This is a genomic window from Streptomyces sp. TBY4 (assembly GCF_024213195.1).
In the GTDB taxonomy this organism is placed as follows: Bacteria; Actinomycetota; Actinomycetes; order Streptomycetales; family Streptomycetaceae; genus Streptomyces.
The window spans coordinates 234,658-253,290 of sequence record NZ_JANAVF010000011.1; the positions used below are offsets into that span (position 1 = coordinate 234,658).

General features: G+C 72.7%; 20 protein-coding genes. 13 read left to right on the top strand and 7 right to left on the bottom strand.

Translation table 11 applies throughout. The annotated features are described in order from the left end of the window. Positions 1–34: 34 nt before the first annotated feature. The 5 genes from NLX94_RS25720 (at position 35) to fabF (ending at position 4,945) form a co-directional block, all read left to right on the top strand. On the top strand, positions 35–1,252 hold the full coding sequence (locus tag NLX94_RS25720) for a helix-turn-helix domain-containing protein (protein WP_254385445.1): 1,218 nt from the start codon (positions 35–37) through the stop codon (positions 1,250–1,252). A gap of 89 nt (positions 1,253–1,341) precedes the next feature. Further along, complete coding sequence (locus tag NLX94_RS25725) at positions 1,342–2,268, top strand: ACP S-malonyltransferase (protein ID WP_254385446.1); 927 nt, start codon at positions 1,342–1,344, stop codon at positions 2,266–2,268. A gap of 19 nt (positions 2,269–2,287) precedes the next feature. Next, the gene (locus NLX94_RS25730) at positions 2,288–3,292 is read left to right on the top strand and encodes a ketoacyl-ACP synthase III (RefSeq protein ID WP_254385447.1); all 1,005 of its coding nucleotides are present in this window, start codon (positions 2,288–2,290) and stop codon (positions 3,290–3,292) included. 62 nt (positions 3,293–3,354) lie between these two features. After that, positions 3,355–3,603: an acyl carrier protein gene (locus NLX94_RS25735; RefSeq protein WP_254385448.1), complete on the top strand. Its 249-nt coding sequence runs from the start codon at positions 3,355–3,357 to the stop codon at positions 3,601–3,603. Between the two features lie 76 nt (positions 3,604–3,679). Next, a complete protein-coding gene (gene fabF, locus NLX94_RS25740) occupies positions 3,680–4,945 on the top strand; it encodes a beta-ketoacyl-ACP synthase II (protein WP_254385449.1) in 1,266 nt (421 codons plus the stop codon). 70 nt (positions 4,946–5,015) lie between these two features. On the opposite strand, the gene NLX94_RS25745 is transcribed toward fabF, so the two are convergent. Continuing rightward, positions 5,016–5,510: a DUF3145 domain-containing protein gene (locus NLX94_RS25745; RefSeq protein ID WP_254385450.1), complete on the bottom strand. Its 495-nt coding sequence runs from the start codon at positions 5,508–5,510 to the stop codon at positions 5,016–5,018. Between the two features lie 250 nt (positions 5,511–5,760). On the opposite strand from NLX94_RS25745, the gene NLX94_RS25750 reads away from it, so the two are divergent. Further along, the gene (locus NLX94_RS25750; RefSeq protein WP_254385451.1) at positions 5,761–6,672 is read left to right on the top strand and encodes an SGNH/GDSL hydrolase family protein; all 912 of its coding nucleotides are present in this window, start codon (positions 5,761–5,763) and stop codon (positions 6,670–6,672) included. Between the two features lie 109 nt (positions 6,673–6,781). Here the strand turns inward: NLX94_RS25750 and NLX94_RS25755 are convergent, their stop codons facing one another. Beyond that, positions 6,782–9,241: a beta-glucosidase gene (locus NLX94_RS25755; protein ID WP_254385452.1), complete on the bottom strand. Its 2,460-nt coding sequence runs from the start codon at positions 9,239–9,241 to the stop codon at positions 6,782–6,784. 150 nt (positions 9,242–9,391) lie between these two features. Here NLX94_RS25755 and NLX94_RS25760 point away from each other — a divergent pair, with 150 nt between their 5' ends. The 3 genes from NLX94_RS25760 (at position 9,392) to NLX94_RS25770 (ending at position 11,811) form a co-directional block, all read left to right on the top strand. Then, positions 9,392–9,970, top strand: a complete 579-nt coding sequence (locus tag NLX94_RS25760; RefSeq protein ID WP_254385453.1) for a TetR/AcrR family transcriptional regulator — start codon at positions 9,392–9,394, stop codon at positions 9,968–9,970. A gap of 57 nt (positions 9,971–10,027) precedes the next feature. Continuing rightward, positions 10,028–10,801, top strand: a complete 774-nt coding sequence (locus tag NLX94_RS25765; RefSeq protein WP_254385454.1) for a carbon-nitrogen hydrolase family protein — start codon at positions 10,028–10,030, stop codon at positions 10,799–10,801. A gap of 275 nt (positions 10,802–11,076) precedes the next feature. Beyond that, positions 11,077–11,811 (top strand): class I SAM-dependent methyltransferase, encoded by a 735-nt coding sequence (locus NLX94_RS25770; RefSeq protein WP_254385455.1) that lies wholly within the window; start codon positions 11,077–11,079, stop codon positions 11,809–11,811. A gap of 55 nt (positions 11,812–11,866) precedes the next feature. Here NLX94_RS25770 and NLX94_RS25775 read toward each other — a convergent pair whose 3' ends face one another. Beyond that, positions 11,867–12,241, bottom strand: coding sequence for a helix-turn-helix domain-containing protein (locus tag NLX94_RS25775; protein ID WP_254385456.1), 375 nt, complete (start codon positions 12,239–12,241; stop codon positions 11,867–11,869). A gap of 97 nt (positions 12,242–12,338) precedes the next feature. Here NLX94_RS25775 and NLX94_RS25780 point away from each other — a divergent pair, with 97 nt between their 5' ends. Next, entirely contained in the window at positions 12,339–13,277 is a 939-nt protein-coding gene (locus NLX94_RS25780) for an NAD(P)-dependent oxidoreductase (RefSeq protein WP_374684021.1), read from the top strand. Here NLX94_RS25780 and NLX94_RS25785 read toward each other — a convergent pair. The 3 genes from NLX94_RS25785 to NLX94_RS25795 form a co-directional block, all read right to left on the bottom strand. Then, entirely contained in the window at positions 13,264–14,136 is an 873-nt protein-coding gene (locus NLX94_RS25785; protein WP_254385457.1) for an EI24 domain-containing protein, read from the bottom strand. The genes NLX94_RS25780 and NLX94_RS25785 overlap by 14 nt on opposite strands. 135 nt (positions 14,137–14,271) lie before the next feature. Then, positions 14,272–14,694, bottom strand: coding sequence for an organic hydroperoxide resistance protein (locus NLX94_RS25790; RefSeq protein ID WP_254385458.1), 423 nt, complete (start codon positions 14,692–14,694; stop codon positions 14,272–14,274). Between the two features lie 66 nt (positions 14,695–14,760). After that, positions 14,761–15,783: an NADP-dependent oxidoreductase gene (locus tag NLX94_RS25795; protein WP_254385459.1), complete on the bottom strand. Its 1,023-nt coding sequence runs from the start codon at positions 15,781–15,783 to the stop codon at positions 14,761–14,763. 103 nt (positions 15,784–15,886) lie between these two features. On the opposite strand from NLX94_RS25795, the gene NLX94_RS25800 reads away from it, so the two are divergent. After that, the gene (locus NLX94_RS25800) at positions 15,887–16,309 is read left to right on the top strand and encodes a MarR family winged helix-turn-helix transcriptional regulator (RefSeq protein WP_254385460.1); all 423 of its coding nucleotides are present in this window, start codon (positions 15,887–15,889) and stop codon (positions 16,307–16,309) included. Between the two features lie 9 nt (positions 16,310–16,318). On the opposite strand, the gene NLX94_RS25805 is transcribed toward NLX94_RS25800, so the two are convergent. Next, the gene (locus tag NLX94_RS25805; RefSeq protein WP_254385462.1) at positions 16,319–17,080 is read right to left on the bottom strand and encodes a hypothetical protein; all 762 of its coding nucleotides are present in this window, start codon (positions 17,078–17,080) and stop codon (positions 16,319–16,321) included. Positions 17,081–17,159: 79 nt separating this feature from the next. On the opposite strand from NLX94_RS25805, the gene NLX94_RS25810 reads away from it, so the two are divergent. Together NLX94_RS25810 and NLX94_RS25815 are read left to right on the top strand one after the other, a co-directional pair. Then, positions 17,160–17,750, top strand: coding sequence for a hypothetical protein (locus NLX94_RS25810; protein WP_254385464.1), 591 nt, complete (start codon positions 17,160–17,162; stop codon positions 17,748–17,750). A 154-nt stretch (positions 17,751–17,904) separates the two neighbouring features. Continuing rightward, positions 17,905–18,561: a hypothetical protein gene (locus NLX94_RS25815; protein ID WP_254385465.1), complete on the top strand. Its 657-nt coding sequence runs from the start codon at positions 17,905–17,907 to the stop codon at positions 18,559–18,561. Positions 18,562–18,633 lie beyond the last annotated feature (72 nt).

Here is an 18,633-nt window from a genome sequence, read left to right on the forward strand (position 1 = left end):
CCGCGCAGCCGTCCCGATAAGGCAGTCTTGTCACGTGCCCCAACCCGAACGTGAGCATTCACCCGCGGTCCACTCCGCGCATCCGGCTCCGCCCCATCCGCACTCGGCGACGCTGCGCCGGCTGGAGAAGTCCTCCGGCCGGCTCGCCGCGAACGCCATCGCGCGCATGGACGAGACGCTGTCGTGGTACCGGGCGATGCCGCCGGAGAACCGGTCCTGGATCGGCCTGGTCGCCCAGGCCGGCATCGCCGCGTTCACCGAGTGGTTCCGGCACCCGGAGACCCCGCAGGCGATCTCCACCGATGTCTTCGGGACGGCTCCGCGCGAGCTGACCCGGGCGATCACCCTGCGTCAGACCGTCGAGATGGTGCGCACCACGATCGAGGTCATGGAGACCGCGATCGACGAGGTCGCGGCGCCCGGCGACGAGTCGATCCTGCGCGAGGCCCTGCTCGTCTACGCCCGGGAGATCGCCTTCGCGACCGCCCAGGTGTACGCCCAGGCCGCCGAGGCGCGCGGTGCGTGGGACGCCCGGCTGGAGTCCCTGGTGGTCAACGCGGTGCTGTCCGGGGAGGCCGACGAGGGCGCGCTGTCCCGGGCCGCGGCCCTGGGCTGGAACTCCCCCGAGCACGTGTGCGTGGTGCTGGGCACCGCTCCGGAGGGCGACAGCGAGCTGACGGTCGAGGCGATCCGGCGGGCGGCCCGGCACCACAAGCTGCAGGTGCTCACGGGTGTGCTGGGCGACCGGCTCGTGGTCATCGCGGGCGGCAGCGACAATCCGATGCAGGTGGCGAAGTCGCTGATCGGGCCGTTCGCGGCGGGTGCGGTGGTCGCCGGCCCGGTGGTCCCGGACCTGCTGAACGCGACGAAGTCGGCGCAGGCCGCCGCGGCCGGGCTCAAGGCCTGCACGGCGTGGCAGGACGCGCCGAGGCCGGTGCTCGCGGACGATCTCCTGCCCGAACGCGCGATCGCCTCCGACCCTGCGGCCCGCGAGCAGCTGGTGGAGGAGATCTACAGACCGCTCGAAGAGGCCGGCTCGGCCCTGCTGGAAACGCTGAGTGTCTACCTGGAGCAGGCGAGCAGCCTCGAAGGAGCCGCCCGGATGCTGTTCGTACACCCGAACACCGTGCGCTACCGGCTCCGACGTGTGACAGACGTCACCGGCTGGTCGCCCTCGGATGTCCGTTCTGCGTTCACGCTGCGAATCGCCCTGATCCTCGGGCGTCTGGCCGACGGCGATCCGCAGTCCTAAGCTTTTGTCGGACATCAACAATTACCCCGATGGTTCTTCGTCCCTGTCCCCACGGGCGGCGCGGACCGAACACAAGAGAGAGTGTGAGGGTGCTCGTACTCGTCGCTCCCGGCCAAGGCGCACAGACGCCCGGCTTCCTGACTCCCTGGCTCGAACTGCCCGGCGCCGCTGACCGCGTCGCCGGCTGGTCGGACGCCATCGGGCTCGACCTTGCCCACTACGGCACGAAGGCCGACGCGGACGAGATCCGCGACACGGCCGTCGCACAGCCCCTGCTGGTGGCCGCCGGCCTGCTCGCCGCGGCCGAACTGACCGCCCGGACCGGCCCGGGTGCCTTCGGCGCCACGGCCGGCCACAGCGTCGGCGAGATCACCGCCGCCGCGTACGCCGGCGTCCTGTCCGACGGGGACGCGCTGTCCTTCGTCCGCACCCGCGGACTCGCCATGGCCGAGGCCGCGGCGATCACCGCGACGGGCATGGCCGCCGTCCTCGGCGGGGACCCCGACGTGGTCGTGGCGCACCTGGAGAAGCTGGGTCTGACCCCGGCGAACGTCAACGGCGCGGGCCAGATCGTGGCCGCGGGAACCGTGGAGCAGATCGCGGCCCTGGAGGCCGAGAAGCCCGAGGGTTCCATGAAGGTCGTCGCCCTCAAGGTCGCGGGCGCCTTCCACACGCACCACATGGCTCCGGCCGTCGCCGGTCTGGAGGAGGCCGCGAAGGCCCTCTCCCCGGCCGACCCGGCGCTGACGTACGTATCGAACAAGGATGGTCAGGTCGTGACCACGGGCGCCGATGTCGTCGCCCGGCTGGTGGGCCAGGTGGCCAACCCGGTCCGCTGGGACCTGTGCATGGAGACGTTCGCCTCTCTGGGCGTCACCGGGATCGTCGAGCTGTCCCCCGGTGGCACCCTGACGGGTCTGGCCAAGCGCGCGCTGAAGGGCGTACCGGGCGTGGCGCTGAAGACCCCGGACGATCTCGACAAGGCCGCGGCGCTCGTCGCCGAGCACGCGGTCTGAGAGAAGGAGCCCACTCAGCATGTCGAAGATCAAGCCTGCCAAGGGCTCCCCGTACGCCCGCATCCTCGGTGTCGGCGGCTACCGCCCGACCCGCGTGGTGCCGAACGAGGTCATCCTCGAAACCATCGACTCCTCCGACGAGTGGATCCGCTCCCGTTCCGGTATCGCGACGCGGCACTGGGCCTCTCCGCAGGAGACCGTCGCCGCGATGTCGGTGGAGGCCTCCGGCAAGGCCCTGGCCGACGCCGGGATCACCCCGGAGAAGATCGGCGCCGTGATCGTCTCGACGGTGTCGCACTTCAAGCAGACCCCGGCCGTGGCGACCGAGATCGCGCACCGCATCGGTGCGGGCAAGCCCGCCGCCTTCGACATCTCCGCGGGCTGCGCCGGGTTCGGCTACGGCCTGACCCTGGCCAAGGGCCTCGTGGTGGAAGGTTCCGCCGAGTACGTCCTCGTCATCGGCGTGGAGCGGCTCTCGGACCTGACCGACCTGGAGGACCGCGCGACGGCCTTCCTCTTCGGTGACGGAGCGGGCGCCGTGGTCGTCGGCCCCTCGGACGAGCCGGCCATCGGCCCCACGGTGTGGGGCTCGGAGGGCGACAAGTCGGAGACCATCAAGCAGACCGTGCCGTGGGACGAGTACCTCGGCAAGGACGGCGGCGAAAAGTTTCCCGCCATCACGCAGGAGGGTCAGGCGGTCTTCCGCTGGGCCGTCTTCGAGATGGCCAAGGTGGCCCAGCAGGCGCTCGACGCAGCCGGGATCACCGCCGATGACCTGGACGTCTTCATCCCGCACCAGGCGAACATGCGGATCATCGACTCGATGGTGAAGACTCTGAAACTGCCGGAGCACGTCACGGTCGCCCGTGACGTCGAAACCACCGGCAACACCTCGGCCGCCTCGATCCCGCTCGCAATGGAGCGGCTCCTGGCGACCGGAGCGGCGAAGAGCGGCGACACCGCGCTCGTCATCGGCTTCGGGGCGGGACTCGTCTACGCCGCCACGGTCGTTACCCTCCCCTAGGACCCGGGATCCACATCCCGGGTTCCGTTTGACCCCCAGCTAGCTATAGAAGGAGCGCCAACATGGCCTTCACCCAGGAAGAAATCGTCGAAGGTCTCGCGGAGATCGTCAACGAGATCGCCGGCATTCCGGTCGAGGACGTCCAGCTCGAGAAGTCCTTCACCGACGACCTGGACGTCGACTCGCTGTCCATGGTCGAGGTCGTCGTCGCCGCCGAAGAGCGCTTCGAGGTGAAGATCCCGGACGAGGACGTCAAGGGTCTCAAGACCGTCGGCGACGCCGCGAGCTACATCGCCAAGCACCAGGCCTGAGCCTGACGAGCGTTTGTCGCCACCCCGCGGTGGCGCCGTGACAATTCACCCCCTGAAACGTGGAGAAAGAATTCCTGTGAGCCCGACCAATCGCACCGTGGTCGTCACCGGTATCGGCGCAACCACTCCGCTGGGTGGCGACAGCGCTTCGACCTGGGAAGGTCTGCTCGCCGGCCGTTCCGGCGTAAAGCCTCTCGAAGGTGAGCGCTTCGCCGAACTCCCGGTCCGCATCGCCGCCACCGTCGCAGTGGACCCGAGCGAGGTCCTCCCCCGGCCGCTGGCCCGCAAGCTGGACCGCTCGGCCCAGTTCGCGATCATCGCGGCCCGCGAGGCGTGGGCCGACGCCGGTTACACCGCCCCGGCGGGCGAGGACGCGTCCATCGCGCCCGAGCGCCTGGGCACGGTCATCGCCTCCGGCATCGGCGGCGTGACCACCCTGCTCGACCAGTACGACGTACTGAAGGAAAAGGGTGTGCGCCGGGTCTCCCCGCACACCGTCCCCATGCTCATGCCCAACGGCCCGTCGGCCAACGTCGGCCTGGAGGTCAACGCCCGCGCGGGCGTGCACACTCCGGTCAGCGCCTGCGCGTCCGGCGCCGAGGCCATCGGCTACGCCGTCGAGATGATCCGTACCGGCCGTGCCGACGTGGTCGTCGCCGGCGGTACCGAGGCGGCGATCCACCCGCTGCCGATCGCGGCCTTCGCCAACATGATGGCGATGTCCAAGAACAACGAGAACCCGACCACGGCCTCCCGTCCGTACGACAAGGCCCGTGACGGCTTCGTCCTCGGCGAGGGTGCGGGCGTCGTGGTCCTGGAGTCCGCCGAGCACGCCGCCGCGCGCGGCGCCCGGGTCTACTGCGAGGTGCTGGGCCAGGGCCTGTCCGCGGACAGCCACCACATCGCGCAGCCGGAGCCGACCGGCCGCGGTGTGTCGGCCGCCCTGCAGAACCTGCTCGACAACACGGGTCTGGACCCGGCCGAGCTGGTCCACGTGAACGCGCACGCCACGTCCACCCCGCAGGGTGACACGGCCGAGCTGAAGGCCCTGCGCAAGGTGCTGGGCGACGACCTCGACCACATCGCGATCTCGGCCACGAAGTCGATGACCGGCCACCTCCTGGGTGGCGCGGGCGGCATCGAGACGGTCGCGACGGTGCTGGCGCTGTACCACCGCCTCGCGCCGCCGACGATCAACCTCGACGACATCGACGAGGACATCGACGCGGACATCGTGCGCGACGAGCCCCGCAAGCTCCCGGCCGAAGGCCCGATCTCCGCGATCAACAACTCCTTCGGTTTCGGCGGCCACAACGTCTCGCTGGCGTTCCGCACCGTCTGAGCCCCCCCCCTTTGCGCCTAAACCGAAGGCCCACCCGGATGATCCGGGTGGGCCTTCGGCGTGTCGGGCCTCAGACCACCTGGTGGAGCCAGCGGACCGGGGCGCCCTCGCCCGCGTAGCGGAAGGGTTCGAGCTCGTCGTCCCAGGGTTTGCCGAGCAGTTTGGCGATCTCCTCCTCCAGGTCCGTCTCGCCGTGCGCGGACCGGGCGAGGGCGGCGCGCAGCCGGTCCTCGGGGATCAGGATGTCGCCGTGCATGCCGGTGACGGCGTGGAAGATGCCCAGGTGCGGGGTGGAGCTGTAGCGCTCGCCCTCGGCGGTCGGACAGGGTTCCGCGGTCACTTCGAAGCGCAGCAGGTGCCAGCCGCGCAGCGCGGAGGCGAGTTTCGATGCGGTGCCCGCCTCGGCCTGCCAGGAGAACTCGGCTCTCCAGGTGCCCGGGGAGGCGGGCTGACGGATCCAGTCGAGGTTCACCCGCACCCCGAGCACCCCCGCAACAGCCCATTCCACGTGCGGGCAGAGCGCGCGCGGTGCGGAGTGCACGTACAGGACTCCACGTGTCGTCACCGGGACCTCCAGTGTGGGACGAGGTCGGGAATAAACTCCAGAAAACGGACAGTATGTGACGTGATGTAATGTAACGGAAATTATTTGACATTGCGTTGCGGGACTTGCGGCCGAAACGCCACGGGAAAAAGCTACCGTGCGCCGGGGGTCATGGTGTGACGTACGGTCGCTCCGAGGCCCGCAAACACAGAGCATTCACTCAGCAGGACGCCCCCGAATGACGCGGGGGCGACGAGGAGGGACCGCCCGCATGCGCACCACCGCCCCACGCCGCCGCGCGCGTCGGACCTCCGCGGGCGCTGGTGCGGGTACGGCGGCCGCCCTGCTGGCCCTGGCGGCGGCCGCGCTGACCGGGTGTTCGGCGGACGCTCCGAAGGCCGGCGGCGAACGCGGGGCGCAGGCGGCCCCGCGCTGGAACACCGCGCCGGCCTCGGTCGCCGCCGTGGGCGACTCCATCACGCGCGGTTTCGACGCCTGTTCGGTGCTGGCCGACTGTCCGGAGGCCTCCTGGGCCACCGGTGACGACCCCGAGGTGCGTTCGCTGGCGGCCCGGCTGCTCGGGGAGGCCGCGGTGCCCGCGCGCAGCTGGAACTACGCGGTGACCGGCTCCCGGATGGCGGACCTGCCGGGTCAGCTGGCCTCGGCGGCCGAGCACAGGCCGGGCCTGGTCACGGTGATGGTGGGCTCGAACGACGCCTGCCGGCCCTCGCCTTCGTCGATGACTCCGGTGGCCGCCTTCCGCACCGGTTTCGAGAAGGCGCTGGCCGGTCTGCGGGCGGCCTCGCCGGATTCGCAGGTGTACGTCTCCAGCGTCCCGGACCTCCAGCGGCTGTGGGAACAGGGCAAGGACGACCCGATGGTGCGCCAGGTGTGGAAGCTGGGCATCTGCCAGTCGATGCTCGCCGATCCGACCTCCGCGGCCGCCGGCGCGACGGCCCGGCGGGAGCAGGTGCGGGCGCGCGTGGTCGAGTACAACGAGGTGCTGCGCGAGGTCTGCGCGAAGGACGAGCTGTGCCGCTACGACGGCGGCGCGGTGTTCCAGTACCCCTTCTCGGCGGAGCAGTTGAGCCGCTGGGACTGGTTCCATCCGGGCAAGGGCGGGCAGGCGCGGCTCGCGGAACTGGCGCACCGACAGGTGACCTCCGCCGAGCCTCCGCGTTGACGCGCTGGGAACGGATCGGACCGGGGGCGGGTGTCAGGGCCCGCCCCCGGTCCAGTTCGTGTGATCACCACGGCTCGCCGGTCAGCTCAGCACGGGTGATTTCCGGCCATTACAGATCGAGGGTCGCCGTCAGCCGCGTGTCGCCGTGCGAACGGCTCGCGCGGACCTCGTAGCCGCCGCCGATCCGCTGCCAGGAGCCGGAGGGCTCGTCCCAGATCTCGAAGGCGCGCTCCGGCAGCGGGATCTCCACCTCGACGCTCTCGCCGGCCCCGGCGGTCACGCTCGCGAAGCCCGCCAGCCAGCTCGCCGGGCGTTCGACGGAGTCCTCGACGGGTGCCAGGTAGACCTGTACGGTCTCGCGGCCGGCCCGGCCGCCGGTGTTGGTGACGCGGACCGTCGCCCGCGCGGGGGTGACCTCCAGGGACTCGTAGGCCCAGTCGGTGTAGCCGAGGCCGTGCCCGAAGGGGAAGGCCGGGGCGGTCCCGTGCTTCTCGTAGGCCCGGTAGCCGATGAAGAGACCCTCGTGGTACTCCAGGCGCCCGTCGGTGGGAACGACCTCGGTGACCGGTGCGTCGGCGAACTCCGCGGGCCAGGTGGTGGGCAGCCGCCCGCCCGGCTCGGCCTCGCCGAGGAGTACGTCGGCCAGCGCGGCCCCGCCCTCCTGCCCGGGGAACCAGGTCAGCAGCACCGCGGCCACGTCCTCGCGCCACGGGAGCGCCACCGGGGAGCCCGCGTTCACGACGACCACGGTGTTCGGGTTGACGGCGGCGACGGCCCGGACCAGGTCGTCCTGGCGGCCCGGGAGGGAGAGGTCCGTGCGGTCGAAGCCCTCGGACTCCACCCGCTCGGTGGTGGCGACCACCACGACGGCGGTGTCGGCGTGCCGGGCGGCCTCCACGGCCTCGGCGATGAGCTCGTCGGCGGAGCGCTGCGGGCCGAGGTGGAGGAAGGAGAACATGATCGCCTTGAGCGGCAGGGCGCTCACGTCGGGGACCTGGTAGGTCAGGGAGACCTCGACGGCCTCGCCCTCGGTGAGGGTGATGCGGGCCCGCTCGTTGGGGGCCCCGAAGAAGGCCTCGAAGGGGTCGGCCTCGTTGCCCATCCGCTGGACGCCCTCCCAGCGGACCTCCCCGCCGACGGCGAGGGTGAAGGCGCCGAGTCCGCGGGTGCCGAAGGCGTGCTCGCCGCTCTCGCGCGGGACGAACGTACCGGTGACCTCGATGCTCGCCATCGTCTCGTACGCGGCGCCCTCGGGCAGGTCGTCGCCGATCCACTGGACCTGGCCGGTGGGCAGGGAGCCCGTGCCGAGGACGGCGCCGGAGGCGTCGCGGCAGATGGCGCGGAGCTCGAAGCCCTTGCCGGCGGGGGTCAGTTCCTCGCTGGGGTCGGCGCCGACGGAGAAGGTGAGCGCACTGTCGGGGAGGGCGGCGGTCAGACCGTCCAGCGGGGAGACGATCCGCTCGGGGAAGACGGTGGCCGAGCCGCCGCCGAGGACGCGGGCGTCGCGGGCGGCGGCGCCGACGAGGGCGACGGTGCGGCCGGCGGAGGAATCGAGCGGGAGCACGGGCTTTCCGTCGGCGGCGGCCTCGTTGCGTACGAGGACGAAGCCGCGGGCCGCCAGCTCGCGGGCCAGCGCCTGGCCGTCGACGGGGGCCGGAGCCTCGCCGACCACGGCGGGGGCACCCTCCAGGATGCCGACGCGGGCGGCGAGGCGCAGGACGTTGCGGACGGCCTCGTCGACGGCGGACTCGGGGACCTCGCCCGAGCGGACGGCGTCGGCGAGCGGGGCGCCGTAGACGCCGACCGGGCCGGGCATGACCACGTCGAGGCCGCCCAGGATGTCGCCCGTGGTGGAGCGGGCGGCCATCCAGTCGGAGACGTTGGCGCCGTCGAAGCCCCACTCGGCGCGCAGGACCTCGTTGACGAGGTGGCTGTTCTCGCTCATGAACACGCCGTTGACCCGGTTGTAGGCGGTCATGATGCCCCACGGGTGGGCGTTCGCGACGATCGCCTCGAAGGGGGCCAGGTAGAGCTCGCGCAGCGGGCGCGGGGCGATGACGCTGTCGACGGTGAACCGCTCGGACTCGGCGTCGTTGCCGACGAAGTGCTTGACGGTGGTGCCCACGCCGCCGTCCTGGACGCCGCTGACGTAGCCGCTGCCGATCTCGCCGGTGAGGTACGGGTCCTCGGAGTAGCACTCGAAGTGCCGGCCGCCGAGCGGGGAGCGGTGCAAGTTGACGGTGGGCGCGAGGAGGACGTGGACGCCCTTGCGGCGGGCCTCCTGGGCGAGGAGGCGGCCGGCCCGGCGGGCGAGGGCGGGGTCCCAGGCGGCGGCGAGCGCGGTCGGGGAGGGCAGCGCGATCGACGGGTCGTCGGCGGTCCAGCGCACGCCGCGCACCCCGATGGGGCCGTCGGAGAAGACCAGGGACTTCAGCCCGATCTCGGGGAGGGCGGGCAGGGACCACATGTCCTGGCCGGCCAGCAGCCGGGCCTTGGTGTCGAGATCCAGCTTGCCCAGCGCCGCCTCTACGGCGTCGTTGCGGACCTGATCGGCATCGGTCACGGCCATGCCTCCTCGTTGGGTGCGGGTGCGCGGTGCGGCGCGGTGACCCCATGGTGGACCCGTTCCCTGTAGAGCGGTAGGGTTCGTAATCTGTTCGTGATAGTTGGATGCCGTACGGTCCTGCTGGCAGGTGTGGAACGGAAGGGGTGCGGGGCGATGGTCAGGGCCAGGACTGAGGAACGGCGCGCGGAGATCGTCCGCGCGGCCGTCGAGGTGATCGCCGAGCGCGGCTACCGGGGCGCCGCCCTGGGCACGGTCGCCGAGCGCGTGGGCCTGACCCAGCAGGGGCTGCTGCACTACTTCCCGACCAAGGAGGCGCTGCTGGTCGCCGTCCTGGAGGAGCGCGACCGCTGGGACACCGGCGGCGGCGCCCGCGCGATGGCCGACACCTGGCGTCCGGACCTGCTGGCCTCCCTGGTGGAGTACAACGCCATGCGCCCCGGCATCGTGCAGACCTTCTCGGCGCTGCTCGGCGAGAGCGTCACCGACGGCCACCCGGCCCGGGAGTTCTTCGCCGAGCGGTACGCGCAGGTGCGCGCCGCGATGGCGGACGTCCTGCGCGCGGAGTTCGGCGAGCGGCTCCCCTCGGGCCTCACCCCCGACCAGGCGGCCCCGCTGCTGGCCGCCGTGATGGACGGCCTCCAGTACCAGTGGCTGCTCGACCCGGAGACCGTGGACATGCCCGGCACCTTCCGCGCCTTCCTGGACCTGATCCAGGGGACCGAGGCGACCTGATCCGGGGCCGGTCCGGACCGTCCGGGGCCCGGCCGCCGGGCTGGCATGCTGGGGCGGGTGAAGATCGCTGCCGCGCAGCTGAGCTGCGTCCCCGCCGACGTGTCCGCCAACGCCGTACGGGCGGCCGCGCTCGCCGTACGGGCCCGGGAGGAGGGCGCCGGGCTGGTGGTGTTCCCCGAGCTCACCCTGACCGGCTACGAGTTGGCCCCGCTCGGCGCCGACCCCGGCCTGTGGCTGGCCGACGCCGAGGACCCCCGGCTGGACCCCGTCCGCTCGGCCGGGATTGCCACCGCCGTCAACGTCGCGCTGCGCACGGACGGCCCCCGGCCCGTCATCGCGACCCTGGTCCACGACGCGGATGGCGCGCACGTGACCACGTACGCCAAGCAGCACCTGTTCCGGCAGGAGCGGGAGGTCTTCGCCGCGGGGACCGTGCCCGGCCGCTTCGAACTCGGCGGGATCCGCTTCTCCCTGGGGATCTGCTTCGACAACCACTTCGCGGACGTGCCCGGTGCGGGCGCCGCGGCCGGCTGCCGGGTCCACCTGGCGAGCTCGCTCTACGGAACGGGCGACGGGATCGCCGAGCGGGCGGCGGTCCACACCGGGATCGCCCGGGACTTCGGGATGTACGTGGCCCTCGCCAACCACGTGGGACCCGCCGGAGCGTGGACGGGCTGCGGGGGCGCGGCCGTATGGGCGCCGGGCGGGGCCCTGCTGGCCGAGGCGGACGCGCACACGCCCTCGGTGGTCGTGGCGGAGGTGCCGGCGGAGGTGCCGGCGGGGGGCCGGGCGGACGGCTCGGGCTCGCGTACGACGCCCGCCCCGGCCTGACGGGGCGTCCGGGACGCACCCGCCGGGCGGGGTTCGCGTACGGGCGCACACGGCTGCGGAACCCGTACGGAAACAGGCGCCGGCCGCGCCGGGAAAGGGCTCCTGGGGGCGCTGTGCGGGCCCTTGGACCACCCCGCGTCCCCACCCGCGGGGGCGGGCCCCGGCCGCCCGGCCGCAGGGCGTCACAGCGCCCGCCAGCCGCCCTCCACACCCCGCCTGACCTGGGCTTTCATCGTGTCAGCCGATAAAATCGGGGACAGCTGAAGGGGGTTCGGATGGACCGGAACATACGCAGTGTCGACGATGTGCTCGCCCTCCTGGACGGGCTCTTCGCACCAGAGGCGGACCGCTGGACGGAGGCCGGATCCTCCTGGTGGGACGGCTTCTACGCGGACCGCGAGCGGCCGGTTCCCTTCTTCGTGGCGAAGCCCGACGAGAACCTCGTCTCCTGCCTCGACCGAGGCCTGATCCCCGCGGGCGGCCGCGCCCTGGACCTCGGCTGCGGGCCCGGCCGCAACGCCCTGCACCTGGCCTCCCGGGGCTTCGAGGTGGACGCCGTCGACCTCTCCCCGACGGCCCTGGCCTGGGCCGGGGAGCGGGCCCGCGAGGCGGGGGCGCCGGTCCGCTTCCACCACGGGGACGCCTTCGGCGCGGCCGGCGCCGGGCTCGTGGGCCCGTACGACCTGATCTACGACTCGGGCTGCTTCCACCACCTGCCACCGCACCGGCGGATCAGCTACCTCGCCCTGCTGGAGCGGCTGCTGGCCCCGGGCGGCCGCTTCGCCCTGACCTGCTTCGCCTCGGGCGCGATGGGCTCCGAGCTGCCCGACGCCGAGTTCTACGGCCGGGCGCGCCTCGAGGGTGGGCTCGCGTACACCCCGGAGGCGCTGCGCCGGATCTTCGGGGAGCTCACCGAGGTGGAGCTGCGCCGGATGAACGACGAGCCCGCGTCCTCCGCTTCCTTCGGCGAGGCCTTCCTCTGGACGGCGCTGTTCCGCCGCCCGGAGTGAGGGCCGGGGCCCGCGGGGCCCGGGGTCACGGCCCCGGGCCTACGGGCCTGCGCCGCTACGGGGCCTGCGCCGCCAGGGTCTGCGCCGCCTGGGACTGGGCGGCGTCGGGCAGCATGTGCTTCGCGCCCCACGCACCGAGGGCCTCCAGGGCCTCGTTCAGCTCCTGCCCGAGCGGGGTCAGCGAGTACTCCACGCGGGGCGGGACCTCCTCGTAGACCTCGCGGTGGACGATCCCGTCCGTCTCCAGCTCGCGCAGCTGGGCGGCGAGCACCTTCTCGGAGACCCCCGGGACCAGGCGCCGCAGTTCGCCGAAGCGTCGCGGGCACTGCTCCAGCTCCCACAGGACCGACACCTTCCACTTGCCGTCGATCACGGACATCGCCGCGGCGATCCCGCAGTGATCCGCGCCCGGCCGCTGTGTCAACGCCATCGCGCACCCCTCCCCACCTGTTCGCTCACCTCGGGGTAACCACCCACTCCGAAGTGCGTACTTGAGCACCTGACGGCCCTCCACCAGGCTAAACGGCATGACCGACACCAGCACGAAGACCAGCCCGAAGACCAGCCCGGACACCACTGCCGAGACCTCCGCGAAGACCCCGCTCACCCTCCTCGGGCTCGGCTCGATGGGCACCGCCCTCGCCCGCACCTGGCTCGCCGCCGGGCACCCCCTCACCGTCTGGAACCGCACCCACGCCAAGGCCGCCGCCCTCGCGGCCGAGGGCGCCGTCGTCGCCGCGAGCCCCGCTGAGGCGGTGGCGGCGAACGGCCTGATCGTGGTCTGCCTGCTCGACCACGCCAGCGTCGGCGAGGCCCTGGAGGGCCTGGACCTCTCCGGCAAGGACCTGGTCGACCTGACCACCGGCACGCCCGCCGACGGCCGCGCCCGGGCCGCGTGGGCCCAGGAGCGCGGGGCCCGGTTCCTCGACGGCGGGATCATGGGCACTCCGTCGATGATCGGCGCCCCCGCGGCCGGCGCCTACACCTTCTACAGCGGCTCGCCCGGCCTGTTCGAGGAGCACCGCAGCACACTGGAGGTCCCGGCCGGCGCCCGCTTCGTCGGCTCCGACCCCGGCCACGCGGCCCTGCACGACGTGGCCCTGCTGAGCGCGATGACCGGGCTCTTCGCCGGGATCTCGCACGCCTTCGCGCTGATCGAGGGCGAGGACATCTCCCCGAAGGACCTGGCTCCGCTGCTGACCGAGTGGCTGGGGGCGATGGGCTTCTTCGCGGGCGCCGCCGCCGAGCGGCTGGTCTCGGGGGACTTCACCACGGGCGTGGAATCGAACCTGGCCATGCAGGTCACGGCGAGCGCCACCTATCTGCGCACCGCCGCGGAGCAGGGGGTCAGCCCCGAGCTGATCAGTCCCTACCTGGACCTGATGCGGGAGCGGCTGGCGGGCGATCCTGCGGCCCACTCCGGCGAGGACACCACCGGGGCGATCACCCTGCTCAGGAAGCGCTGAGCCGCTTGCCCTGCGCCTGGCCCTGGCCCTGCAACTGGCCCGGGCCCTGCGCGTGGCTCTGGCTCTGCGCATGGTTCTGCACCTGGCCCGGTCCCTGCTCCTGCTCCCGGTCCTGCTCCGCGTCCTCGCCCACCAGGTCCCGGACCATGAGGGTCGCCCCGGCCACCGCGCCGGGCATCAGGAACACGGCGACGAGCGGCACCAGGAAGGACAGCACGAGCGGCACGCCGAAGCCCAGCGCCAGCATCCGCCGCCCGCGCAGCAGCGCGAGCTGCTCGGTGAGCTGCACCCGGCGGCGCATCAGGGCGACGGAGGTGAGCTCCTGGGCGAGGAAGAAGCCGGAGACGCAGAAGCCGAGGACCGGGACCACGGTCTGCCCGACCACCGGGACGAAGCCGAGTGCGAAGAGCAGGATCCCGAAGAGCAGCACCCGGCCGAGGATCCGCAGGCTGTCGCGGGCGGAGATCCACAGCTCCTGGGCGAGCGTGAGGCCCGACTCCGGGACCTCGCCGCCCTCGGTGCGGTCGACCTGCTCCGAGAGGGACTCGTAGAAGGGCTGGCCCACGAGCAGGGTCACGGCGGTGAAGGTGATCACCGCGAGGAAGAGTCCGAGGCAGAAGACCAGGGCGGTCAGGAAGCCGCGGAAGAGCCCGAGCCACGGGGAGGACCAGCCGTCGGCGAAGGGGGTCGCCCAGGCGGTCAGGTCGTCGGCGCCGTAGCCGAGGCCGATGAGCGCGCCGGCGTACAGCACGAGGGAGACGAGCCCGGGCAGCAGCCCGAAGCCCAGCCACCGTCCGTGGCGCAGTACCCATCGCTGTCCGGCCAGCAGATAGCCGAATCCCCCCGCAAGATCACGCATGGTCCCAGTCTAGGACGGGCCTCCGGGCGGGGGGACGCCGGGCAGGCCGGGCAGCCCGGGCACGACGAAGGCCGCACCCCGGTGCCTGGGTGCGGCCTTCGGCTGACCGGGCGAACCGGTCGGGCGGGTCGGAGATCAGACCGCGAGCTCGACCGTGATGTTGCCGCGGGTCGCCTTGGAGTACGGGCAGACCTGGTGGGCCTTCTCGATGAGGTCCTTGGCGGTGGCGGCGTCCACGTTCGGGATGGAGGCCGAGATCTTGACGATGATGCCGAAGCCGTCGTCGTTCTTGCCGATGCCGACCTCGGCGGTGACCGTGGAGCCGGTGATGTCGGCGTTCTCGTTGCGGGCGACGACGCCGAGCGCACCCTGGAAGCAGGCGCTGTAGCCGGCGGCGAACAGCTGCTCGGGGTTGGTGCCCTCGCCGCTGCCACCGAGCTCCTTCGGCGGGTTCACGACGACGTCGAGGCGACCGTCGTTGGTGGCGACGCGACCGTCACGGCCGTTCTCGGCGGTGGCAACAGCGGTGTACGCGACGTCGGACTGCTGGATGGACATGTAAGGAAATCCTCCTGGTAAATCGCCGGGACTCGCGCCCACGCGTCACGGCGGTGTGGAGTGAGCCTAACCGGTGAAAGAAACGATCATCTTTCCGGTGTTGTCACCGCGCAGCATTCCGAGGAAGGCGTCGGCCGCGTTCTCCACTCCCCGCACGACCGTCTCGTCGGCGACGAGCTCCCCGGAGCGCAGCCAGCCGGCCACGTCCTGGACGAACTGCGGCTGCAGTCCCGCGTGGTCTCCGACCAGCACGCCCTGCAGGCGCAGCCGCTTGCCGATGACCAGGGCGAGGTTGCTCGGGCCGGGCACGGGCTCGGTGGCGTTGTACTGGGCGATCGCCCCGCACAGGGTGGCCCGGCCGTGGACGTTCAGGGAGGAGATGGCGGCCTCCAGGTGGTCCCCGCCGACGTTGTCGAAGTAGACGTCGATGCCCTCGGGCGCGGCCTCCTTCAGCTGCTGGGCGACGGGGCCGTTCTTGTAGTTGAAGGCGGCGTCGAAACCGTACTTCTCCGTGAGGAGCGTCACCTTTTCGTCGGAGCCGGCGGAGCCGATCACCCGGGAGGCGCCCTTGATCTTCGCGAACTGGCCGACGAGGCTGCCGACCGCCCCGGCGGCGCCGGAGACGAAGACGGAGTCGCCCTCCTTGAAGGAGGCGACCTCGAAGAGTCCGGCGTAGGCGGTCAGGCCCGGCATGCCGAGGACGCCGAGGTAGGCGGAGAGCGGGGCGAGCCCGGCGTCCACCTTGGTGGCGTGCTTGGCGTCCAGTTCCGCGTACTCGCGCCAGCCCAGGCCGTGCAGGACGTGGTCGCCGACCGCGAAGCGCTCGTCGGCCGAGGCCACGACCTCGCCGACCGCGCCGCCGTCCATGGGCTTGTCGAGCTGGAAGGGCGGGATGTACGACTTCACGTCGTTCATCCGGCCGCGCATGTACGGGTCCACGGACATGTGGAGGTTGCGCACCAGAATCCGGCCGGCGGCGGGCTCGGCGTTCACCGGGACCTCGCGCAGGGCGAAGTCCTCGGCGACGGGCCAGCCCTGCGGGCGGCGGACGAGGTGCCACTCACGGCTGACGGCGGGGATCTCGGACATGCGTCACTCCTGGATGGGGGAAGAACGGCCAAATGCTTCAGGAACTGAAACAACCATGCGCCTTGATATTTCATGTTGTCAAGTAAATGGGTACGCTGGTTCCATGCCCAGTCGTCGCGCAGACCCCCTGACCCTCGAGGTCGTCGAGCTCATCGGCGACGTCGTGACCCGCTACCACCAGGAGTACGAGCACGCGGCCTCCAGCCACCAGCTCACCGGCGCCCAGGCCCGCGTGCTGAACCTGCTCTCCCTGGAACCCATGCCGATGCGCAAGATCGCGCAGAAGCTGCGGTGCGAGCCGTCGAACATCACCGGCATCGTGGACCGCCTGGAGACCCGCGGGCTGGTCGAGCGCCGCCCCGACCCGGCCGACCGCCGGGTGAAGCTGGCCGCCCCCACCGAGGACGGCCTGCAGACCGCCGACCGGCTCCGCGAGTCCCTGGACTTCGCCCGGGAGCCCCTGGCCGGGCTCTCCCCGGCCGAGCGCGCGGTCCTGCGGGACCTGCTCAGGCGGATGCTGGGCTGAGGCTCCCGCTCACCAGCACAGCGGGTTCCACCAGTTGTGGCACTGGGTGGGCTCCGGGGACGGGGACGGCTTCGGGTTGGGCTTCGGCTTGGGACCCTTCCCCGGAGGCTTGCCGGGGGTCGCGGAGCCGCTGGACCCCGACGGGCTCGGGGCGGCGGACGTGGGGGTCCGGGAAGCGCTCCGCGACGGCTCCACCGACCCGGAGGCGGAGCCCGACGGCCCGGCGGCGGAGGCCTGCGTACTGCGGCCCGCGCCGCCCGGCTTCGTGCCCGCGGCCGTGCCCTTCCCGGAGCCGGCGGCCGGCCCCTTCGCGGAAGCCGTGCCCGAGGGCGCGGCCGGCTCACCCGTCAGGCCCGGCAGCGGAGCGGGCTCCGCGGGACCCGCGTCGTCGGTCAGCACCACCGTCGCCGCCCGGTCGGTGCGCTCCCCCTCGGCCGTCAGCCGGGCGAGGCCCAGGGTGGCTCCGGCGGCGAGCGCCAGCCCGAGGCCCGCGGTGAGCGCGGTCCGGCGGCGCCGGCGGTGCCCGGCCCGGCGGCGGTCCGCGGCGCGGCCCCGGGCCCGGCCGCGGCCGTGCTCCGGTTCCCCGGACAGCACGACGAGGGAGTCCGCGTACACGTCGGCGAGCCCGGCCGGGTCGCTTCCGAAAGCGGCGGCGGAGCCGGGGGCGGGCGCGGCGGGCGCGGCCGATATCAGGTTCTCGGCCGGGGTCCCGCATCCGGCGCACGCCAGCGCGCCGTTGAGGTACCTGCGGCAGGCGATGCAATAGTCCATGGCGCCCCGCAGGTTACGCGTTCGCCCGCAACGGCCGTATACCGGGATCGTGAGGATCCTGTGTGGAAGGGTTTGCCCCATGACCAGGACGCCGGGGACACAGCCCCGCACGCCGGGCCCCTTCGGCCCCGCCGGCTTCCAACTGGTGCTGCTGCGCCGGATGGCGGACTTCCAGCCGGGGCTGGCCGAGGAGGCCCGCCGGCTGCTCGGCGCCTCCCTCGCCGAGCAGCGGGAGGCCAACAAGCGCTGGCAGGCGATGGTGCGGTCGCCGCGCTCGCGGGGCGCCCTGGCCCGCTACCGCTCGGTGCTCGGCCCGCCCGAGGCCGTCTCCTCCCGCACGATCGGCGATCTGACCTGCGAGGCCCTGCTGTGGCCGGTGCCGCTCTGGCCCGACCTCCGCTTCGAGGTGCTCGCCGCGCCGGACGGGGCCGTCTGGAACGAGTGGCTGGTCCGGGCCCCGGGCGCGCCCGGTCCCGCACTGGAGGCCCCGGAGGACCTGCAGCCCTGGTCGGCGACGGTCGACGAGGTGGCGCGGGCCTTCGCCCCCGTCCGCCCCATGGAGGGGACCGCGCCGACGCGGTGGCGGCTGGCGTTCACCGCGTCGGGACGGTCCTGCGTCGCGGAGTTCACGTACGGCCTGCTCCAGGAGGTCTCCGTACAGCCGGGCTAGGCCTGGCCTCCGGATCGTGCCGGGGCCGCAGTTGACGGTGACGCGGCGGAGGGCGCGCGTCCGCACCCGCCCCGGTGTCATGATCACTTCGTTGTTCACCGAGCCGGCTCTCCGGTGACGTGACGCATCCATCGCGTGAGGGGAAGGGGGACCGGTGAGCGCAACCGAGAGCTCGCAGTCGGACTCGGCCGACCGGTCGGAGGAGCTGGGGCGACTGCTGGTGGGGGCCGCGGATCTGTCCGGGGCGGGCCTGGACGATTTCACCGAGCTGGCATCGCCTTCGTCCGACGAGGACCCCCCGCCGATGACCGGCCCGAGCCCGGAGGGCACGGCTCTGCTGAACCGGGCCTTCAACGACAAGCCCGCGCACGAGGTCAGGACCTCGTTCGCCACCGAGGACGCCGCGATCATCGTCGACGAGGGGGTCTCGGAGCGGGTGGCGGGAGCAGCCGCCGGCTGGATGGCCGACATGCGGCAGGTGTTCGAGGAGTGCGCCGCCTGGACGATCAGCATCGGCGAGGACGAGATCGCCGTCCAGGTGGTGGACCCGGCCGATGACCCGGTCAAGCCGCTCCAGGTGGAGCAGCGGTTCGGCGACGAGGCGCTGATGCGCACGATGCTCGCCGGCCCGCCCGAGCAGCAGGCCCGGATCACCACGCTCCTGGTGCGCGACGGCGACCGGGTGCTGGAGCTGACGTTCCGCAGCCTGGCGGCCCCGCCCGACAGCCCCGAGGCGGCCCGGCTGGACGCCGGGACGTCGAAGTTCCTCGAGCTGGCCCCCGCGAAGTTCCTGGGGCAGCTGAACGGCTAGGGGGTGTCCGCAAAGTCCCGCCGGCCGCCCGCAGGGCGGCCCCGCGGCGTCTGGCGCGTGCTCTCGGTGTGC